The 19,926-nt window shown below is 65.6% G+C and carries 14 protein-coding genes and 1 tRNA gene; 4 read left to right on the forward strand and 11 right to left on the reverse strand.

The features are described 5' to 3' along the window. Window positions 1-90 precede the first annotated feature (90 nt). The gene (gene rnr, locus XCSCFBP4642_RS0117710) at window positions 91-2,607 is read right to left on the reverse strand and encodes a ribonuclease R (RefSeq protein WP_029220957.1); all 2,517 of its coding nucleotides are present in this window, start codon (window positions 2,605-2,607) and stop codon (window positions 91-93) included. A gap of 121 nt (window positions 2,608-2,728) precedes the next feature. Between rnr and XCSCFBP4642_RS0117715 the strand changes: the two genes are divergently transcribed. After that, window positions 2,729-2,815: transfer RNA gene (locus tag XCSCFBP4642_RS0117715), tRNA-Leu, on the forward strand. Between the two features lie 307 nt (window positions 2,816-3,122). Here the strand turns inward: XCSCFBP4642_RS0117715 and XCSCFBP4642_RS0117720 are convergent. Further along, a complete protein-coding gene (locus tag XCSCFBP4642_RS0117720; RefSeq protein ID WP_029220958.1) occupies window positions 3,123-4,646 on the reverse strand; it encodes a GDSL-type esterase/lipase family protein in 1,524 nt (507 codons plus the stop codon). A 329-nt stretch (window positions 4,647-4,975) separates the two neighbouring features. Continuing rightward, the gene (locus XCSCFBP4642_RS0117725) at window positions 4,976-6,094 is read right to left on the reverse strand and encodes an acyl-CoA dehydrogenase family protein (protein WP_228325677.1); all 1,119 of its coding nucleotides are present in this window, start codon (window positions 6,092-6,094) and stop codon (window positions 4,976-4,978) included. A 153-nt stretch (window positions 6,095-6,247) separates the two neighbouring features. Here XCSCFBP4642_RS0117725 and XCSCFBP4642_RS25200 point away from each other — a divergent pair, with 153 nt between their 5' ends. The 3 genes from XCSCFBP4642_RS25200 to metH all read left to right on the forward strand — a co-directional run bounded on the left by XCSCFBP4642_RS25200 (window position 6,248) and on the right by metH (window position 11,374). Further along, window positions 6,248-7,243 (forward strand): ArsR/SmtB family transcription factor, encoded by a 996-nt coding sequence (locus tag XCSCFBP4642_RS25200; RefSeq protein WP_033899377.1) that lies wholly within the window; start codon window positions 6,248-6,250, stop codon window positions 7,241-7,243. Continuing rightward, window positions 7,240-8,379 carry a homocysteine S-methyltransferase family protein gene (locus tag XCSCFBP4642_RS0117735; RefSeq protein WP_029220960.1) on the forward strand — a complete coding sequence of 380 codons (1,140 nt, stop codon included), beginning with the start codon at window positions 7,240-7,242 and terminating at the stop codon, window positions 8,377-8,379. Before XCSCFBP4642_RS25200 ends, XCSCFBP4642_RS0117735 begins: the two co-directional genes overlap by 4 nt. A 241-nt stretch (window positions 8,380-8,620) precedes the next feature. Further along, window positions 8,621-11,374 (forward strand): methionine synthase, encoded by a 2,754-nt coding sequence (metH, locus tag XCSCFBP4642_RS0117740; RefSeq protein ID WP_029220961.1) that lies wholly within the window; start codon window positions 8,621-8,623, stop codon window positions 11,372-11,374. A 137-nt stretch (window positions 11,375-11,511) separates the two neighbouring features. Here the strand turns inward: metH and XCSCFBP4642_RS0117745 are convergent, their stop codons facing one another. The 8 genes from XCSCFBP4642_RS0117745 to XCSCFBP4642_RS0117780 form a co-directional block, all read right to left on the reverse strand. Then, window positions 11,512-12,717, reverse strand: coding sequence for an AGE family epimerase/isomerase (locus XCSCFBP4642_RS0117745; RefSeq protein ID WP_029220962.1), 1,206 nt, complete (start codon window positions 12,715-12,717; stop codon window positions 11,512-11,514). Next, entirely contained in the window at window positions 12,714-13,700 is a 987-nt protein-coding gene (locus XCSCFBP4642_RS0117750; RefSeq protein ID WP_029220963.1) for a carbohydrate kinase family protein, read from the reverse strand. Before XCSCFBP4642_RS0117750 ends, XCSCFBP4642_RS0117745 begins: the two co-directional genes overlap by 4 nt. Further along, the gene (fucP, locus tag XCSCFBP4642_RS0117755) at window positions 13,697-15,007 is read right to left on the reverse strand and encodes an L-fucose:H+ symporter permease (protein WP_029220964.1); all 1,311 of its coding nucleotides are present in this window, start codon (window positions 15,005-15,007) and stop codon (window positions 13,697-13,699) included. The genes XCSCFBP4642_RS0117750 and fucP overlap by 4 nt, the downstream gene beginning before the upstream one ends. A 13-nt stretch (window positions 15,008-15,020) precedes the next feature. After that, entirely contained in the window at window positions 15,021-16,145 is a 1,125-nt protein-coding gene (locus XCSCFBP4642_RS0117760) for a LacI family DNA-binding transcriptional regulator (RefSeq protein ID WP_033898505.1), read from the reverse strand. Window positions 16,146-16,362: 217 nt separating this feature from the next. Continuing rightward, on the reverse strand, window positions 16,363-17,217 hold the full coding sequence (locus tag XCSCFBP4642_RS0117765; protein ID WP_029220966.1) for a transporter: 855 nt from the start codon (window positions 17,215-17,217) through the stop codon (window positions 16,363-16,365). 397 nt (window positions 17,218-17,614) lie between these two features. Beyond that, entirely contained in the window at window positions 17,615-18,328 is a 714-nt protein-coding gene (locus XCSCFBP4642_RS0117770; RefSeq protein ID WP_266104008.1) for a DUF2058 domain-containing protein, read from the reverse strand. An 18-nt stretch (window positions 18,329-18,346) separates the two neighbouring features. Next, window positions 18,347-18,583, reverse strand: coding sequence for a SlyX family protein (locus tag XCSCFBP4642_RS0117775; protein WP_008576524.1), 237 nt, complete (start codon window positions 18,581-18,583; stop codon window positions 18,347-18,349). Beyond that, a complete protein-coding gene (locus XCSCFBP4642_RS0117780; RefSeq protein ID WP_029220968.1) occupies window positions 18,576-19,919 on the reverse strand; it encodes a UDP-glucose dehydrogenase family protein in 1,344 nt (447 codons plus the stop codon). Before XCSCFBP4642_RS0117780 ends, XCSCFBP4642_RS0117775 begins: the two co-directional genes overlap by 8 nt. Window positions 19,920-19,926: the final 7 nt, after the last annotated feature.

The raw sequence follows: 19,926 nt of genomic DNA on the forward strand, positions 1-19,926 counted from the left end.
GACATGGAGCAGTCCTGGCGGCACCACACTACGCCTGCCGATCCAACAGATTGCCGGCGGCACGGGGCCACCGGCAACGTCCTGCTCACATCAGTGCGACTTCTTCTTGCGCTTGGCGGGCTTTTCCCGCGGTGGCAACGGTGCCTCGCCGGGGTCGCGCTCTTCGGCCAGGCGGAAATCGATCTTGCGCTCTTCCATGCTGGCCTTGAGCACCAGCACGCGCACCGGGTCGCCCAGACGGAACTCGCGGCCACGGCGCTCGCCGCTCAGGGTCTTGCGAATCGGATCGAACTGGTAATAGTCCTGCGGCAACTGGGTGACATGCACCAGGCCGTTGACCTTGGATTCGTTCAATTCCACGAACAGGCCGAAGCCTGTCACACCGCTGATCACGCCATCGAACTGGCCACCGACATGTTTTTCCATCCAGGCAGCGCGATAACGCTCGTCGACTTCGCGCTCGGCTTCATCGGCACGCCGGCCACGCTCGGAGCATTGCAGCGCCAGTGCCGCCATCTGCCGCGGCGTGTAGATGAATTTTTCCGGGCTGGCGCCAGTCAGCGCGTGCTTGATCGCGCGGTGCACCAGCAGGTCCGGATAACGGCGGATCGGCGAGGTGAAGTGCGCATACGCCTCCAGCGCCAGGCCGAAGTGGCCATTGTTGTCGGGCGAATACACGGCCAGGCTCTGGCTGCGCAGCAGCACCGATTCCAGCAACGCCGCATCCGGGCGCGCACGCACCTTTTTCAGCAGCTTTGTGTAATCGCCCGGGCGTACCTTGCTCCACGCCGGCAGGCTGAGCTGGAATTCCTTGAGGAACTCCAGCAGGTCTTCGTACTTGCTCTCCGGCGGGCGCTCGTGCACGCGGTACGGTGCCGGCACATGCGCGCTCAACAGATAGCGCGCGGCCTCAACGTTGGCAGCGATCATGCATTCTTCGATCAGCTTGTGCGCATCGTTGCGCACCAGCATGCCGGCCTGGGTGACTTCGCCGGTATTGTCGAGCACGAAGCGCACTTCGGAGGTTTCGAACTCGATCGCGCCGCGGTGCGTGCGCGCCTTCGACAGCAGGTGATACAGCTGATGCAGGCGCTGCACCTGCGGCAGCAGCGGGCCGATGAAGGCCTTGGTGTCGGCATCGTCCTCGCCCACCGCCTTCCAGACCTGGTTGTAGGTCAGGCGCGCGTGCGAGTTCATCACCGCTTCGTAGAAGCGCGAGCCGGTCACTTCGCCATCGCGTCCCACCTGCATGTCGCAGACGAAACACATGCGGTCGACCTTGGGCATCAGCGAGCAGATGCCGTTGGACAAGGTCTCCGGCAGCATCGGCACCACGAACCCGGGGAAATACACCGAAGTGGCGCGCTTTTGCGCTTCGTCGTCCAGCGGCGTGTCGGGACGCACATAGTTGGACACGTCGGCAATCGCCACCACCAGGCGGAAACCGTCGGCATTGGGCTCGCAATACACCGCGTCGTCGAAATCCTTGGCGTCTTCGCCATCGATGGTGACCAGTGGCATCTGCCGAAGGTCCACCCGGCCGCCGATCATCTGCGGTTCGACCAGCAGCGGCACGGCTGCGGCTTCGTCCAGCACCTCCTGCGGGAATTCGTGCGGCAGTTCATGGCCATGGATAGCCATTTCCACCACCAGCGACGGCGTCAGCTTGTCGCCTAGCACGGCGATGATCCTGCCGATGGCCGGGCGGCGTGCGTCCGGCGGGGCGATCAGTTCGCACACCACCAGCTGGCCTTCGCGGGCCTCGCCGATGCCGTCCGGCGCAATCTGCACATTGCGCTGCACGCGCTTGTCGTCCGGGTCGACGTAAGCCACGCCGTGCTCGTAGAAGAAGCGTCCGAGCATGCGCGACATGCCACGCTCCAGCACGCGGGCGATGGCGCCCTCGCGGCGGCCGCGGCGGTCGATACCGGTCACGTTGGCCAATGCACGGTCGCCGTGCATCACCTTGCGCATTTCGAACGGCGGCAGGAACAGGTCGTCGCCACCCTCGTCCGGCTTGAGGAAACCGAAGCCCTCGGGGTTGGCGATCACCACACCGGCGATCAGGCTGGTCTGCTGCACCGGGGCGTAGCCGCCACGGCGGTTCTGCACCAGCTGCGCTTCGCGCACCATCGCGGCCAGCCGCTTGCCCAGCGCATCGATACGATCGCTCAAGCCGAGCTGCCCGGCAATTTCTTCGGCGGTCTGCGGGCCGTCGCAGGCCTCCAGCAGCTGCAGGATGGCCTCACGGCTGGCGATTGGCTCCGCATAACGCAGCGCCTCGCGGTCGGCATGCGGGTCCTTGAAGCCGGCGGCAGGAGCCGGAGCGGCCTCTGCAAAGCGCTCGGGCGGCGGTGCCGGCGGGCCGCTCTTGCGCGGATGCGGAGCGCGCGGGGCGGCAGGCAGTGGAGCGGAAGGCTGCTCCGGTGCCGCCTTGGCGGCAGCGCGCTTGTTGGCGGACTTGGTCGATGCGCCGGCGGCGGCGCGGACCAGGAAGTCCGGCATCCACCCCGGCAGTTTCTGCTGTTCAGCGGTGGAGGAATCGCCCGGGCTGGCGGATTTACGGCGGCTGGGCCGGGCCGAATCTTGGGGGGTTTTCTTCGTCATTGCTCCAATGGTACCCCCTGCGGTCCTGGCGTGGGCAGCAGGCGGGCCCCGGCGGTCGGCGATGGATGCTCGAAACCCGTTGACAAGCTCGCCAGGAGTCTGCAGAATTTGCGGCTCACCTGCCCAGGTGGCGGAATTGGTAGACGCACTAGCTTCAGGTGCTAGCGGGGGCAACTTCGTGGAGGTTCGAGTCCTCTTCTGGGCACCAGTTTAAAAAGACCTCCGAGCGATCGGGGGTCTTCTGGTTTCTGGGGTCGGGAGTCTTGCGGTGTCGTGACCATCAACCGCATGGATCGCCAGCTCCTCCGGCGATCATCAGCACCCTGTGATGCCGGTTGGACGCTGCGCGGGAAGACAGGCCACGCATGGCACCGCGCCCAGCCCGTGCGCTCTAGCATCTACGCGATGCGCGACGCCGCAGCTTGCAACCACGCCTGCACCGCTCGCCAGCATCAGCAGCACCACCATCACCATTGCGCCGGCCCGCGACAGAGCCGGCCCCTGCCCTCACCGCGTCACGGCGCTGCCGTGATGCCGGCAGCGCGCAGTGCCTGCGCCCAGATGCGGTAGCCGGCTTCGCTGGGATGAGTGCTATCGGGCATCAGGGCTTCGGGCAGGGAGCCGTCGGGTAGCAGCATCTGCGGGCCGATATCCAGCAGACGCACCGACGGGTCCTTGGCGAAACGGGCGACCAGCAGGCGATTGGTCTCGGCGATCGGCGCACGCAGCGGACTATCGGCACGGAAACCGCGCGGCATGATCTGCATCAGGATCAACCTGCTGTCGGGCAACCGGCGGCGCACCTCGGCGACCACCGCCTCCACGCCCTGGGCAGCCTCGGCCGGGGTGCTGGCGCGCGACTGCGCGGTGGCGGTGAGATTGTTGGTGCCGATATGCAACACCACCCATTGCGGATCCAGGCCGTCGAGTTCGCCCTGGCGGATGCGCCACAGCACGTTCTGGGTGCGGTCCCAGCCGAAGCCCAGGTTCAGCACCGGCCGCTTGCCGTACAACCATTGCCAGGACTCCTGGCCACTGACACGGGTGGCCTGCGGCGGACCGGCCCAGAAATGGGTGATCGAATCGCCGATCATCACCACCTCGGGCTTGAGCGTGCGCGCTGCGGCCAGCGCCGCATGGTGACGCGCATACCAGTCGTAGGAGTCCTGCTCCAGCCGGTCGACCGGAATCAGCGAGGTCGCAAAATCGCGGCCCAGCGCGGCAACCGGCTTGACCGGCGGCTCGCCCAGCAGGCGCGCCAGGGTCGGCTCGATCGCCTCGGCCAGCATGCGCTGGCCTTGCGTGTCCGGATGCAGGGCACCGGCCGGCGGACGGAAGCGAGTGTCGTAAAACAGCTCGGTGCGCAGCTTGCCGTCGCGCTGGAAGATCGACCCCACATCCAGATAGGTCACGCGTGGATTGTCGCCATAGCGCACCGCCAGGCCCTGGTTGATCTGCGCATCGCGGCGCGACTTCTCGCCGGAGATGTCGCTGGGCAGCACGCCCACCAGCAAGATCTGGGTGCGCGGCAACCTCTGTTCGATCGCCGCCACCACCGCATCGATACCGAGCTGGGCCTGCTCCGCGGTCTGGCCGAGATGGCCGGTGTTGTTGGTACCGATCAATACCAGCGCGACCTTGGGCTGCAGGCCATCGACCTCGCCATTGGCCAGCCGCCACAGCACATTCTCGGTGCCATCGCCGCTGAAGCCCAGGTTGAGCGCGCCACGGCTGCCGTAGAAGGTCTGCCAGGTCGGCTGAAAATCCTCGTCCGGCGCCTTGGCTTTTTCGTAGTTCTGGGTGATCGAATCCCCGATCAACAACAGCGGCGTGTCGGCGTGCTGCTTCACCTGCTCCAGCACCTGCGCATGCCGCTGCGCCCACCAGGCTTCCTGCAGGCGGTCGGTGGGCACGATCGAGGGCGGCGGCGTTTGCGCACTTGCCGCAGCGCAGACCAGCAACAGCGCCCAACACACCAGCACCGTAACGATGGCAGACAACGAAGGGCGGGAAAACACAGCGTGCAAGGACCGGGGCATGCGCGCACCAGAGGCCAGAGAAGCTGCGATTGTGATCTGCGCGCGCCGCGCGCGACAAGGTTGGATGCAACCATGTGCGATGTAAAGCTGTGAAGTTGCTTACGGTGTGCCGGCGCCAGGCCACTGACACGGCGCCTCTGCGACATCTGAGCGCCCACGTTTGCGTAGGAGCGCGCTTGCGCGCGATGGGGCGTTATCGAGAACGCCGTTTCGCGCGCAAGCGCGCTCCTACACAGGGTGAGGCAATCGCCAGCGCCACGGTGCCGGATCGACTGCTGCGCAGCTCGGGCCGATGGTGTCGACCGCGACGTAGTGCCGGATCAGGCCGTTCAGCGCAGGCCGGTCTCGCCGCGCGCGATCACCAGGCGCTGGATTTCCGAAGTGCCCTCGTAGATTTCGGTGATCTTGGCATCGCGGAAGTAACGCTCCAGCGGCATTTCCTTCGAATAGCCCATGCCGCCGTGGATCTGCACCGCCTGGTGGGTGATCCACATCGCCGCTTCGGACGCGGTGAGCTTGGCCACGGCCGCCTCGGTGCCGAATTTCTGTCCCTGGCCCTTGAGCCAGGCCGCGCGCAGCGTCAGCAGCAGTGCTGCGTCCAGCTTGCACTTCATATCGGCGATCTTGGCCTGGGTCATCTGGAAGGTGCCGATCGCCGCGCCGAACGCCTTGCGCTCCTTCACGTAGGCCAGCGTGGCCTCATAGGCGGCACGCGCGATGCCCACCGCCTGCGAGGCGATGCCGATGCGCCCGGCATCCAGCACGCTCATCGCGGTCTTGAAGCCCTCGCCCTCGGCGCCCAGCACCTCGTCCGGCTGCGCCACATAGTCGGCGAACTCGATCTCGCAGGTGGCCGAGGCACGGATGCCCAGCTTGGGCTCGGTCTTGCCGCGATGGAAGCCGGCGCGCTCGGTATCGACCATGAACGCGGTGATGCCGCGCGAGCCCTTGTCCGGCTCGGTCACCGCGAACAGCACGATGTACTTGGCCACCGGGCCGGAGGTGATCCAGCTCTTCTTGCCGTTGATGACGAAGCTGCCATCGCCCTGCCTGACCGCGCGGCACCGCATTACCGATGCATCGGAGCCGGACTGCGGCTCGGTCAGTGCGAAGGCACCGATGTGGGTGCCTTCGGCAATCGCACGCACGTAGCGCTGCTTCTGCGCTTCGGTGCCGTTCTTCAGGATGCCGGTGCAGAACAGCGAGTTGTTGACCGACATGATGGTCGAATGCGCACCGTCGGCGGCGGCGATTTCGATCATCGCCAGTGCATAGCTGATCGGGTCCATACCGGCACCGCCGTACTCGGCCGGCACCTCGATGCCCATCAGACCGTTCTCACCCAGCAGCTGGATGTTCTCCAGCGGAAATTCGCCGCTGCGATCGAACTGCTCGGCGCTGGGGGCGATCTTTTCCTGGCCGATCCGGCGGGCCACGTCCCGGATCATCAGTTGTTCTTCGGTAAAGCTGAAATCCACGTTCGACCCCTCCCGGGTGTTGGCTATGCGCTCATTGTAGCCACAACCATTCGCATGCGTATGTAGTTGACCCCATCCCCTGCCCGTCCGAAAATATCTCCATATCGCGATATAGAGATATTCATGGATCTGGAAGACTGGTCGGCCCGCCTGAAAGTATTCGCCGACGCCACCCGTGTCCGCCTGCTGGCCCTGCTGGAACAGGAAGAACTCACCGTGGCCGAGCTGTCGGCCATCACCCGCCTGGCCCAGCCGCGGGTGTCCACCCACCTGGCCAAGCTCAAGGAAGCCGGGCTGGTGCGCGACCGCCGCGCCGGTGTGTCCGCGTACTACCGCTTCGACGAGGTGTCGCTGGATCCGGCCCAGCGTGCACTGTGGCTGGCGCTGAGTACCGGCAGCGACGATCCGCTGCTGCGCCAGGATGCCGAGCGGGTGGCCGCCGTGCTCGCCAACCGCGCCGCCGACCAGAACTGGGCCGATTCGGTGGCCGGCGACATGGAGCGCCACTACTCGCCCGGGCGCACCTGGGAAGCGCTGGCGCGCACGGCGCTGCCCCTGTTGGAAACCGGTGACGTCCTCGACATCGCCTCCGGCGATGGCGTGCTGGCCGAGCTGGTGGCCCCGCATGCCACCCGCTACATCTGCATCGACACCAGTGCGCGCGTGGTAGCCGCCGCCAGCGAGCGTCTGCGCAAATTGCGCAATGTGGAAGTGCGCGAAGGCGACATGCATGCGTTGCCGTTCCCCGATGCCAGCTTCGACCTGGTGGTGCTGATGCATGCACTCACTTATGCCGCCAAGCCGGCGCAGGCCGTGGCCGAATCGGCGCGCGTGCTGCGCCCCGGCGGCCGGCTGCTGCTGTGCAGCCTGGCCAAGCATGAACACCGCGCGGCCGTGCATGCCTATGGCCACGTCAATTTGGGTTTTGCCGCCAAGGAATTGCGCCGATTCGCCGAAAAGGCAGGCCTGGACGTCTCCAGCCTGGAGACGGTGACGCGCGAGAAGCGCCCGCCGCACTTCGAAGTGATTTCGTTGATCGCGGTGAAGCCGGGAATTGGGAGTCGAGACTCGGGATTCGTTGAAAGCAGCGCCACTGCCTCACGGAGAATCGCATCATGACGCCCGCAGCAATCTCCAATTCCCAACCTCCAATCCCGTTTGCACTGCCCTGGCTGCATCCCGAGCGCGCCGCCAGACTCACTGCCGCGCTCGCCGAACGCATCCTCATCATCGATGGCGCGATGGGCACCATGATCCAGCGCCACGACCTGCAGGAACCGGATTACCGCGGCACCCGTTTTGCCGACGGCTACGACAGCGCGCACGTGCATGGGCCGGGGTGCGATCACGCACACGCGCCGGAAGGGCATGACCTGAAGGGCAACAATGACCTGCTGCTGCTGACGCGCCCGGAGATCATCGCCGGCATCCACCGCGCCTACCTGGATGCCGGTGCCGACCTGCTGGAGACCAACACCTTCAACGCAACCTCGGTGAGCCAGGCCGACTATCACCTGGAACACCTGGTCTACGAGTTGAACAAGGCCGGCGCCCAGGTCGCGCGCGATTGCTGCGATGCGGTCGAAGCGCTGACCCCGCACAAGCCGCGCTTCGTGATCGGCGTGCTCGGCCCGACCAGCCGCACGGCCTCGATCAGCCCCGACGTCAACGATCCCGGGTATCGCAATACCAGCTTCGACGCACTGCGGCAGACCTATCGCGAAGCGATCGAAGGCCTGATCGACGGCGGCGCCGACACCTTGATGGTGGAAACCATCTTCGACACGCTCAATGCCAAGGCCGCGCTCTACGCCATCGAAGAAGTCTTCGAAACGCGCGGCGGACGGCTGCCGGTGATGATCTCCGGCACCATCACCGATGCGTCCGGGCGCACGCTGTCGGGGCAAACCGCCGAAGCGTTCTACGCCTCCGTGGCGCACGGGCGGCCACTGTCGGTGGGTTTGAATTGTGCGTTGGGCGCCAAGGACCTGCGCCCGCATGTGGAAACGCTGGCGCAGATCGCCGAAGGCTACGTCAGCGCGCATCCAAATGCCGGCCTGCCCAATGCCTTTGGCGAATACGACGAAACCCCGGAAGAAATGGCGCAGACGCTGCGCGAGTTCGCTCAGGCCGGCCTGCTCAATCTGGTCGGCGGGTGCTGCGGTACCTCGCCGGACCATATCCGCGCCATCGCCGACGCGGTCGCCGATCTGCCGCCGCGGCAATTGCCGGGCGCGCAGGAGTTGGCGGCGTGATGCGGCAAGTGAGCCCTCATCCGCCCTCCGGGCACCTTCTCCCGCTGGCGGGAGAAGGACAGCGCCGCGCTTGGGCTGCAACAAGGATGCTCCGTGCGCAGCGTCCTGCCCTTCTCCCGCCCGCGGGAAAAGATGGCGCGCAGCGCCGGATGAGGGCCGCATTCCATCGCGCGCGCTCGTCCTGCGGTGAGTACCGACTCGACAAGACCGACCACGCCGTCACCGTCCAGCAGAGCCCCGCATGAGCACTCCCCGCTACACCCGCCTGTCCGGCCTGGAACCGCTGGTCATCACCCCGGACCTGCTGTTCGTCAACGTCGGCGAGCGCACCAACGTCACTGGCAGCGCGCAGTTCCGCAAGCTGATCAAGGAGGAGCGCTACGAAGAGGCGGTCGACGTCGCGCGCCAGCAGGTCGCCAACGGCGCGCAGATCCTCGACGTCAACATGGATGAAGGCCTGATCGATTCCGAAAAGGCAATGACGCGCTTTCTCAACCTGATCATGTCCGAGCCGGACATCGCGCGCATCCCGGTGATGGTGGATTCGTCCAAGTGGACGGTGATCGAAGCAGGCCTGAAATGCCTGCAGGGCAAGAGCGTGGTCAATTCGATCTCGCTCAAGGAAGGCGAGGCAGTCTTCATCGAACAGGCGCGCAAGGTGCTGCGCTACGGTGCTGCCGCGGTAGTGATGGCCTTCGATGAAGTGGGCCAGGCCGATACCTGCGCCCGCAAGGTGGAAATCTGCACGCGCGCCTACACCGTACTGACCGAACAGGTGGGCTTCCCGCCGGAAGACATCATCTTCGACCCGAACATCTTTGCCGTGGCCACCGGCATCGAGGAACACGACAACTACGCAGTGGACTTCATCGAGGCCACGCGCGAGATCAAGCGCACGCTGCCGCATTGCCATATTTCCGGCGGCGTCTCCAACGTGTCGTTCTCGTTCCGCGGCAACGAGACCGTGCGTCAGGCGATCCATTCGGTATTCCTGTTCCACGCGATCAAGGCCGGCATGGACATGGGCATCGTCAATGCCGGCGGCATGCCGATCTACGACGAGCTGGACCCGGAGCTGCGCGAGCGCGTGGAGGACGTGATCCTCAACCGGCGCCGCGACGGCACCGAACGGTTGCTGGAAATCGCCGAGCGCTACAAGGGCACCAAGGGGGCATCGAAAGTCGAAGACCTGGCCTGGCGTGACAAGCCGGTGCGTGCGCGTCTGGCGCATGCACTGGTGCACGGTATCGATGCCTACGTGGAAACCGACACCGAGCAAGCGCGCCAGCAGTCCACCCGCCCGCTGGATGTGATCGAAGGCCCGCTGATGGACGGCATGAACGTGGTCGGCGACCTGTTCGGCGCCGGCAAGATGTTCCTGCCGCAGGTGGTCAAGTCCGCGCGCGTGATGAAAAAAGCCGTGGCCTATCTGCTGCCCTTTATCGAAGCGGAAAAACTGCGCACCGGCGATGTGGGCAAGTCCAACGGCAAGATCATCATGGCCACGGTCAAGGGCGACGTGCACGACATCGGCAAGAACATCGTCGGCGTGGTACTGGCCTGCAATAACTTCGATGTGGTCGACCTGGGCGTGATGGTCAGCGCGCAGGTGATCCTGGACCGCGCACGCGAAGAAAATGCGGATCTGATCGGGCTGTCCGGGCTGATCACGCCGTCGCTGGAGGAGATGTCGCACGTGGCGCGCGAAATGCAGCGACAGGGCTTCGAGATTCCGTTGCTGATCGGTGGTGCCACCACCTCGCGTGCGCACACCGCGCTGAAGATCGACCCGCACTACACCGCACCCACGGTGTGGGTAAAGGATGCCTCGCGTGCCGTAGGCGTGGCGCAATCGCTGATTTCGCGGGACCTGCGCCAGGCGTTTGTTGCCGCCAACGATGCCGACTACGCGGAGATCCGCGCACGTCATCGCAACCGTGGCGACGCCAAGCGGCTGGTGCCGCTGGAAAAGGCGCGCGCGCAAAAGTTCGACGGCGACTGGAGCAACTACACCCCACCGACGCCGCGTCAGCCGGGACTGCACGTGTTCGACGACTACCCGCTGGCCGAGCTGGTGGAGCTGATCGACTGGACCCCGTTCTTCCAGGCCTGGGAACTGGCCGGCAAGTTTCCGGCCATCCTCAGCGACGAGATCGTCGGCCCCCAGGCCAGCGAGCTGTATCGCGATGCACGCCGCATGCTCAAACGCATCGTCGACGAACAGTGGCTGACAGCAAAGGCGGTGTTCGGCTTGTGGCCGGCGAACAGCGTTGGCGACGATATTGAAGTAGTCCTGACGGACCACCGGGATTCGGCAGCCGGGATTGGGGAGTCGCAGCAGCCCAGCCAATCTCCAATTCCCAATCCCGAATCCCGGCGTTTATTGCACTTCTTGCGCCAGCAAGTCGACAAGCCCATCGACCGCCCGGACTTCTGCCTGGCCGATTTCATCGCCCCCAAGGACAGCGGCAAACAGGACTGGATCGGTGCGTTCGCGGTCACCGCCGGTCTTGGCATCGACCCGCATATCGCGCGCTTCGAAGCCACGCACGACGACTACAACTCCATCCTGCTCAAGGCATTGGCCGATCGCCTGGCCGAGGCGCTGGCCGAGCGCCTGCACCAGCGTGTGCGCACCGAGTTCTGGGGCTATGTGGACGATGAGAACCTGGACAACGAGGCGCTGATCGCCGAGCGCTACCGCGGTATCCGCCCGGCGCCCGGCTACCCGGCCTGCCCCGAACACAGTGAAAAGCGCACGCTGTTCGATCTGCTCGCCGCCGAGCACCATGCCGAGATGTCGTTGACCGAAAGTTTCGCCATGCTCCCCACCGCCGCGGTGTCCGGCTACTACTTCAGCCATCCCAGGAGCCAGTACTTCGTGGTCGGGCGGCTGAGCAAGGAACAGGTCGCCGACTACGCCAAGCGCAAGGGCATCACCCTGGCACTGGCCGAACGTGGGCTGGCGTCGAATCTGGATTACGACCCGGAATAAGCACAGCCGCAGACTGCAGACATCGTAGGAGCGCACCCGGGCGCGACGAGGCTTTACCGGTGGAACCTCATCGCGCCCGGGTGCGCTCCTACGCGGCGCCGACGCATCGCGCGGCGACGCCCTTGATCACGCCAGCATCAAGCAGCCGGCCGCAACACGTTCAACACTTCGTAGCACGCGCCCATGGTGTGGTAGTCGGTCTTGCCGGCCGGGCTCTTCTCGTCGCTGTACTTGCGGTTGTCCGCATCCAGAATGCGATACCACGCACCGTAACGGTGGTCGATCATGTGCTTCCACGAGTAATCCCACAGCCTGTCGTACCACTGCCAGTAGCGTTCATCGCCACTGCGTTGTGCCAACAAGGCCGCGGCAGCCAAGGATTCGGCCTGCACCCAGAAATACTTGTCGTCGTCGCAGACCTTGCCGTCCGGGTCGAAGCCGTAATACAGCCCGCCGCGCCGCGCGTCCCAGGAGCGCTCCACCGCCACATCGAACAGATGCTGCGCAGTCGGCAACAACCAGTCCGTGGGTGCATAGCGATCCAGCAGCATCAGCAGCTTGGCCCACTCGGTCTGGTGGCCCGGCTGGAAGCCCCAGGGCCGGAACAGATGCTTGGGATTGTCGCGGTTGTAGTCCCAATCGATGTTCCACTGCGGGTCGTAATGCTCCCACACCAGACCATCGGCCTTGGCCGCCTGGCGCCGGGTCATGTGCTCGGCCAGCTGCAGCGCACGATCGAGGTAGCGCTGCTCGCCACTGGCTTCGTACGCGGCGATCATCGCCTCGCACATGTGCATGTTGGCGTTCTGGCCGCGATACGTGGTGAAGTTGAACTGGGCGTCGGCTTCATCGCGGTACAAGCCGAATTCCGGCTCCCAGAAGTGCTTGTCCAGCAGCTGCCAGGTTTCGTCCATCCACGCACGTGCCTCGGCGATGCCGGCCTTCAGCCCGCACGAATACGCCAGCAGCACGAACGCAATGCCGTAGCAGTGGTTCATGTCGTCTTCCACGACGCCATCGCGCAAGGTCCAGGCATAACCGCCGGTGGCGGCGTTGCGATGCACGTTGCGCAGGTAATCCAGGCCGTGGCGCACTGCCTCCAGGTACTCGGCATTGCCGAACTCGCGGTAGGCCATCGCGTAGTTGAAGACGAAGCGCGTGCTGCTCACCAGATGCCGGTGGCCGGCATCGTAGATGCTGCCGTCATCCTTGAAGTACTGGAAGAAGCCACCGGCTGGATCGATCGCGCGCGGGTGGTAGAACGCCATGGTGTCGGCGATGTGCTGGCGCAGGACGTCGGCCGAACGGAAATCGGGTGCGGGGGAAGCGGGCAGCGGGCTCATGCTTGTTCCTGGATCAGGGTATGGACGTCATCGATGCCGGGCATCGCTGCAAACGCGCCCTTGCGCGTCACCGCCAACGCACCGACCGCGGCGGCGAAGCGGATCACCTCGGCCATCGTAGTGGGGTCGCCGCACAGCTGCTCAAGCGCAATTGCACGCGCTGCCAGCTGATACAGCAGGCCGCCGACGAAGGCATCGCCTGCCGCAGTACTGTCGCGCACCTGCACCTCGAAGGTTGGCACCTGGCCGGTATCGGTCCGCGTCTGCCAATGCACCGGGCCACCGCCGTCGGTGACCAGCAGCCAACGCGCCTGCCCCTGCCATAGCTTCTGCGTCACCGCGCCAGCGTCGGCATTCAAGGTGCCGGCCAGATAGTCGAGTTCCTCGCGCGAGAGCTTGACCACATCGGCCAGCGCCAGCGCCTCCCACAGGACCGGCGCCGGGTTCACGTCCTGCGGCCACAGCATCGGGCGCAGATTGAGGTCCAGGCTGACGATGGCGCCGGCAGCGCGTGCGCGGCGCATGCCATCGAGCGTGCACTGCGCGATCTCCGGCTCGGTCATGCTGTTGGAGCACACATGCAGCACCGCCGCCTGCGCGAAGCCGTCGGCGGCGAAATGTTCGGCGCGGAACAGCAGGTCCGCCGCCGGCGGCCGGTAGAAACTGAAACTGCGCTCGCCCGCCGCATCGAGTGCGACGAACGCCAGCGCGGTCTTGGCCTGGTCGGTGCGCACGATGCCGTCGGTGGCCACGCCGGCCTGCTGCAGGCTCTGCAGCAGGAAGTCGCCAAACATGTCGCGGCCCAGCATGCCGACAAAATGCGCCTCGCCGCCGAGCTTGGCCACTGCCACCGCCACGTTGGCCGGCGCACCGCCGGCGTATTGCGCGAAGGTACGCGCATCGTCGCTGGCGGCCTGCGGCAAGGCCAGCATGTCGATCAAGGCTTCACCGAAGCAGATCACCTGATTCCTGACCGCACTCATGCGCGTGCCTCCGCCAGGGCGCCACGCAGACGCGAGCCCCAGATACCATAGAACACGATGTACAGGTAGCACACCAGCGGCAGCACGAACGACTCGTGCAGGCCGATGCGATCGGCCAGCAGGCCCTGCAGGTACGGCACGATCGCGCCGCCGACAATGGCCATGATCAGCAGGCTGGAGGCGCGGCCGGTCAACGCGCCCAGGCGCTCGATGCCCAGGGTGAAGATGGTCGGGAACATGATGGAATTGAACAGCCCGATCGCCACCAGCGCATACACCGCCAGCATGCCGCCGCTGACCATGGTCAGCCCCAGGAACAGTGCATTGATCGCTGCGAACACCGACAGCAGCACGCGCGGCGACAGCTTGGCCAGCAGCGCCGAGCCGATGAAGCGGCCGATCATTGCCAGCGTCCAGTAGGCCGACACGTACGTGGTCGCCTCGCGCTCGGTGAACCCGCCAATCTCCGGCAGCGAGAAGTAATTGACCATCAGGCTGCCGATCGCCACTTCCGCACCAACATAAAAGAAGATCGCCAGCACACCGAAGCGCACATGCGGGTGGCGCAGCGCATCCAGCAGCGAATGCTTGCTTTCGTCCTTCTGCGCGCCGGCGTCAGTCAGTGCCGGCAGGCGAAACAGGAACACGAAGATCGCCAGCAGGAACAGCACCACGCCCAGGCCGATGTACGGGCCCTGCACTGCCTGCGCTTCCTGCACGCGGTAGGCAAGCTGCTCGGGTTCCGGCAGCGCCTTGAGCGCGTCGCTGCTCATCACCGTGTTGGACAGGATCAACCAACCGCCCAGCAACGGCGCGATCGCGGTGCCTAGGGAATTGAGCGCCTGCGCCAGGGTCAGCCGGCTGGAGGCACTGCGCTCCGGACCCAGCAACGCAACGTAGGGATTGGCGGCCACCTGCAGGATGGTGATGCCGGTGGCCAGTACGAACAGCGCGCCCAGGAAGGCGCCGTAGACGCGCAACTCCGCCGCCGGCCAGAAGCCCAGCGCGCCAACCGCCGCCACTGCCAGCCCGGCCACGATGCCCTGCTTGTAGCCCAGCCGGTTCACCAGCCAACCGGCCGGCAGCGACATCAGGAAATACGCACCGAAGAAGGTGAACTGCACCAGCATCGCCTGCGCGAAGTTGAGCTCGAACACCGACTTTAAATGCGGAATCAGGATGTCGTTGAGGCAGGTGAGAAAGCCCCACATGAAGAAGATCGTGGTGACCACCGACAACGCAACGCCGTTGTTGACGGGCGCCTTGTTGCCACTGGGTACAGTGGATTGCGTGGAAAGGGAAACCATAGGAGTTGCCTGGTCAGCGGCCGGAGGCCTTGGTGGGGGAATGGGCGGGAGAACGGTGTAACGGAGCGGACGAAACCGCGGGTGTCGGTGCACAGGCGCTGCTGGCGCGAACCTGCAGCGCCACCGCGGCCGTGAGCCGTTGCACCGCCAGTTCGGGATTGCCGATACGTTGCAGCACCAGTTGCGCAGCCTGCCGGCCCCGCGCGCGCGGGTCGGCGGCCAGCGTGGTCAACGCAGGAGTGAACAGCGCGGCCTCGGCGATATCGTCGAAGCCGGTCACCGCGAAGTCGCGTCCCGGCACGATGCCGCGCATCGCCAGGCCCGCCATCAGGCCCAGTGCAACGCTGTCGTTGTAGCAGACCGCCGCGGTGGCGCTGTGCGCACCACTGTCGAGCATGCGTGCGCCGCACAACGCGGCATCCTGGCGATTGGGTGCCGATTCGACGTACTGCACGGCCAGCCCGGCCGCGGACATCGCCCGCATGTAGCCGGCACGACGCTGCCGGCAGGAGCTGGAATCGGCGTGGCCGCCGAAGAACACGATTTGGCGGTGTCCCTGCGCGATCAGATGGGTACAGGCAAGCAAGGCGCCCTGCTCGTTGTCCAGCGACAGCAGATCCCAGCCCGCTCCGTCCACTTCGCGGTTGAACAGCACCACGTTGCGCTGACGGCCGAATACCTGCGCCAGCGCCTGCGCCTGGCTGCCTTCCGCGGGCGAGAGGATGATGCCGGCCGGTGTGTGCTCCATCAACGAGGCCAGCACCGCGTGCTGGCGCTGCGTCGACTCGCCGGTGCTGCCCAGCAGGGTTACATAACCGGCCGCGCCCAGCGCCTGGTCGACGCCGGCGGCGAATTCGGCGAAGAACGGATTGGACAGATCGTTGATGACCAGCGCGATGCTGGACGAAGTGCGCTGCCGCAGATTGGCCGCAGCGCGGTTATAGACGTAGTGTTGCCGATCCAGCTCTGCTTCCACCCGCGCGCGGGTAGTAGCATGCACCAGGGGGCTGCCCCGCAACACCAGCGATACCGTGGCGCGCGACACGCCGATTGCGTTGGCAATGTCGCGCAGCGTCACGGCACCACGACGCACCGCGCGCGTCTCCGGCGTGGCCGGTGCCTGCCCGGAATGCGTCAAGCGCCCGCCCCCGCTGAGTGGAAATCGTGCATGCAATGGACTGGAATTGGATCGATCCAATTAAGCCTTTTCCACGCACCCAATGCATGCGGCAGTGCAGCATTGGATGCTATTACCGGCAGTCGGCGCCATTGAGCAACGTGACTACTTCTCCGAGCGCTGGGCACACGGCCTTGCTGCTCGGCACCGTCGCCCTGCGTTGAGCCAGGCAGACCCGTTACTGGAAGGCGATCGACAACCCGATCCCGCCCTGCCAGTCCGGGCTTTCCGACGTCAGTCCGCGCAGCACCGACACATCCAGCTGCATCGCGTGCGGCAATTGCCACGCACCGCCGGCACCGGCGACACGCGAGTGCTCGCTGCCGGTCTCCACGCCCGCTTCCACATAACTGCTGAAGTGTTCGCCGGAAAAGAACGTGTAGTTGGGCGCAAAAGTCCAGCTGTGCCCATCGTCGTCGCGCGCGTAGTTGACATACAGCGCCAGCGCACGCTGCTGCGCAAGATCCCAGGATGCGGTCACCCCCACTTCGCGCGCATAGCCGTCACTGAAGGCCGGGCTGCCGGTCGGCACGCTATAGGTGCCCAGCGCCGCCCAATGGAAGCTGTCCGAGCGCGAGGGCAAGGCCACCTTCAGGCCGACATGGCTGTCGCCCCCGCCGCGGACCCGTGTACCACCGCCGTGCTGCCAGTTATAACTGTCGCTGCCGAGCTGCAGCTCCACATACTGCGACAGGCCCAGACGCAGCACGGTGTCGGCAGTGTAGAGCGTGGTGCGCTGGCCATCGGCCCGGTCGGTGCTCGCATCCGGCAAGCCCTGCTCCCAGGCGAATGCACCGGGCTGTAGCACATCGGCGGCGAACGGAATGCCGGGGCGATCGAATGCGGGCGGATCCCCTGCCTGCGCGGCCACCTGCCCGCTGATCATGCATAGCGCCAGCAGGACGCCGGCCAGCGCCACATTGCGCTCAGCCGGCACACGCACACCGTCCGGTACGTCAGCGGACATCGACGACCGCGCCCTATCGGCGCGAGGTTGCAGGGCATCGGAAGACTGGAACATATGCGGCACCATCGGCAGGAAGTGAGCAGCAGCGCAGTCGACCATAGGCCCGACCGCGCCAACCGGCAACGGCCCACATGGTGCAGCCCCGGCCGTGACCGGATTGTCGATCACGGCCATTCGTCCCTCTGCAACGCCTGCACCAGCCATGCTTTAAGCAAGCGGACGATGTCGTGCGATGCCGCTGTTGCCCGGACGCGTGTTGATTACCCTGGCGCCGCCGCTCCGTGACATCAACAGGTCACCCGAGGTCTCAGGCGCTTGCCGTCGCGCAAAGATCGTCGACAGCCTGTCTGGCGACTGCAAATTACCAGGCAATGCCCTCGGCGGGCACAAATCGCGTTGTAGATTGGCAACAAACAAATGGGCACCCTCAGGTGCCCATGAACACCCCAACTGCACCCAAGCGTTACCAGACCAGGTCGTCGGGTACCTGGTACTTGGGGTCGGCATACGGGTCGTCGCCCGCAGGCGCATTGGGGTCCACCTTCAGTGCGACCGAGGGAGCGAATACCGCTTCGGCTTCGGCGAGGACTTCGGCGGTGACCAACAGGTAGCGCCCATTGAGCTGCAGCACGCCGAGCTCGCCGGCGTTGAGCCCCTTGAGCTGATCGGCGGTGACATAAATCCGCTTGATCTTGCCGCCATACGGGAAATGCCTGGCAATCTCCGCATCGGCGTGATTCAGGCCCTTGTCCTTGAGCAATTCTTCCAGCCTGGCCTTGGCTTCGCGGCGCAGGCGTGCTTCTTCCTGCTTGAGACGCTCGGCCTCGATGCGCTCGTCCTTTTCGCGCTGCGCACGGATCGCATAGGCCTTGGCCAGGTCGATGTCTTCGCGCGTGCGGGTCGGCCTGGGCACGCGCCTGTCGGCGCCGGCCTGCGGCGGACGCGGCCCACCAGGCCGTCCGTCATGCTTGCGTGGGTTGGCGCCATCGGGGGCTACGGCGGCAGGCGGCCGCTGCGGCCCCCTGCCCTGGCCACCGGGCGGCTTGTTGCCGCCGGGAGTGGGCTTGCCACCCTTGCCATGTGGACGCGCGGCAGGCCGTGCGTCGGGTTTGCGTTCGGGCTTGGGCGCGGACTTGAAGCCCAGGCCAAGCAGTTGGTCACGTAAGGTATCGCTCATGGTGGTGGCAATCTGCACTCAATAGTGCGGAGGCGGCGGTTCATCCGCTGCATCGGCAAACAACGTGGAGCGCACCTTGCCCAGATCCTCGAGCAGGTGGCGGATCAGTTCGGCATTGCGCGCGCCGGTCAGCCGGGCATCGGCAAGCGCCTCGCTCAGTTCGTTGAGCGCCTGTTCCTGGAAGGACAGTCGCGTTTCCAATTCGATCAACCGCGCTTCCAGCGCGCGGTCGTGCAGCGGAAGTTGCTCATGCATACAGCGAACGGCCTCGTCCAATGGCGTAATAAGCCAGACCGGCAGCTTCGATTTCCTGCGGGTCGTACAGGTTGCGCCCGTCGAACACGACATCGTCCTTCAAGGCCTGCTTGATCCCGGAAAAATCCGGGCTGCGGAACTGTTTCCACTCGGTCACCACGACCAATGCATCAGCGCCCTCCAGCGCCGCGAAGGCGTCCTCGCACAGATGCAGATCATCGCGCTCACCGAAGATGCGCCGAGCCTCGCCGGTGGCTTCCGGATCATAGGCGCGGACGCTGGCGCCGGCGTCCCAGAGCTGGGCCATCAACCGGCGGCTGGAGGCCGCGCGCATGTCGTCGGTGTTGGGCTTGAATGCCAACCCCCAGACCGCGAAGGTCTTGCTGGCGATGCTGCCGACGCCGCCGTAATGGCGCTGCACCAGCTCGAACAAATGCCCCTTCTGCGCATCGTTGACACTCTCCACCGCGTTGAGCAGGCGCGGTTGCATGCCATGTTGCTCGGCGGTCTTGGCCAGTGCCTGCACGTCCTTCGGGAAGCACGAACCACCGTAACCGGCGCCGGGGTAGATGAAGTGCCAGCCGATCCGCGGATCCGAGCCGATGCCGTTACGCACGTGCTCGACGTCGGCACCGACGCGCTCGGCGATGTTGGCGATCTCGTTCATGAAACTGATCTTGGTCGCCAGCATCGCGTTGGCCGCGTACTTGGTCAGCTCGGCCGAGCGCACGTCCATTTCCACGATGCGATCGCGACTACGGTTGAATGGTGCGTACAGGCGACGCAGGCGCGCGACGGCGGCCGGCTTGGTGGCACCGATCACGATGCGATCGGGCCGCATGCAATCGGCCACCGCGTCTCCCTCCTTGAGGAATTCGGGGTTGGAGACGACGTCGACGTCGTACGCGACGCCGCGCGCGGCCAGTTCTTCCTGGATCGCCGCGCGGACGATGTCCGCAGTGCCGACCGGCACCGTGGACTTGTTGACCACGATCGCCGGGCCTTCGATATGCCGGCCTAGCGTGCGTGCAACTGCCAGCACGTATTGCAGGTCGGCGCTACCGTCTTCGTCTGGCGGCGTACCCACGGCGATGAAGGCGATTTCGCCATGCGCGATCGCCGCGGCCGCGTCGCTGGTGAAGCGCAACCGGCCGGAGGCATGGTTGGCCTTCACCATCGGCTCCAGCCCGGGCTCGTAGATCGGAATCACCCCACCATTGAGGCCGTCAACCTTGGCCTGGTCGATGTCCACGCAAACGACCTGATGCCCGACTTCCGCCAGGCAGGTACCGGTGACAAGACCCACGTAGCCGGTGCCGAAGATCGCAACGCGCATGGATGGA

Source organism: Xanthomonas cassavae CFBP 4642 (genome assembly GCF_000454545.1).
In the GTDB taxonomy this organism is placed as follows: Bacteria; Pseudomonadota; Gammaproteobacteria; order Xanthomonadales; family Xanthomonadaceae; genus Xanthomonas; species Xanthomonas cassavae.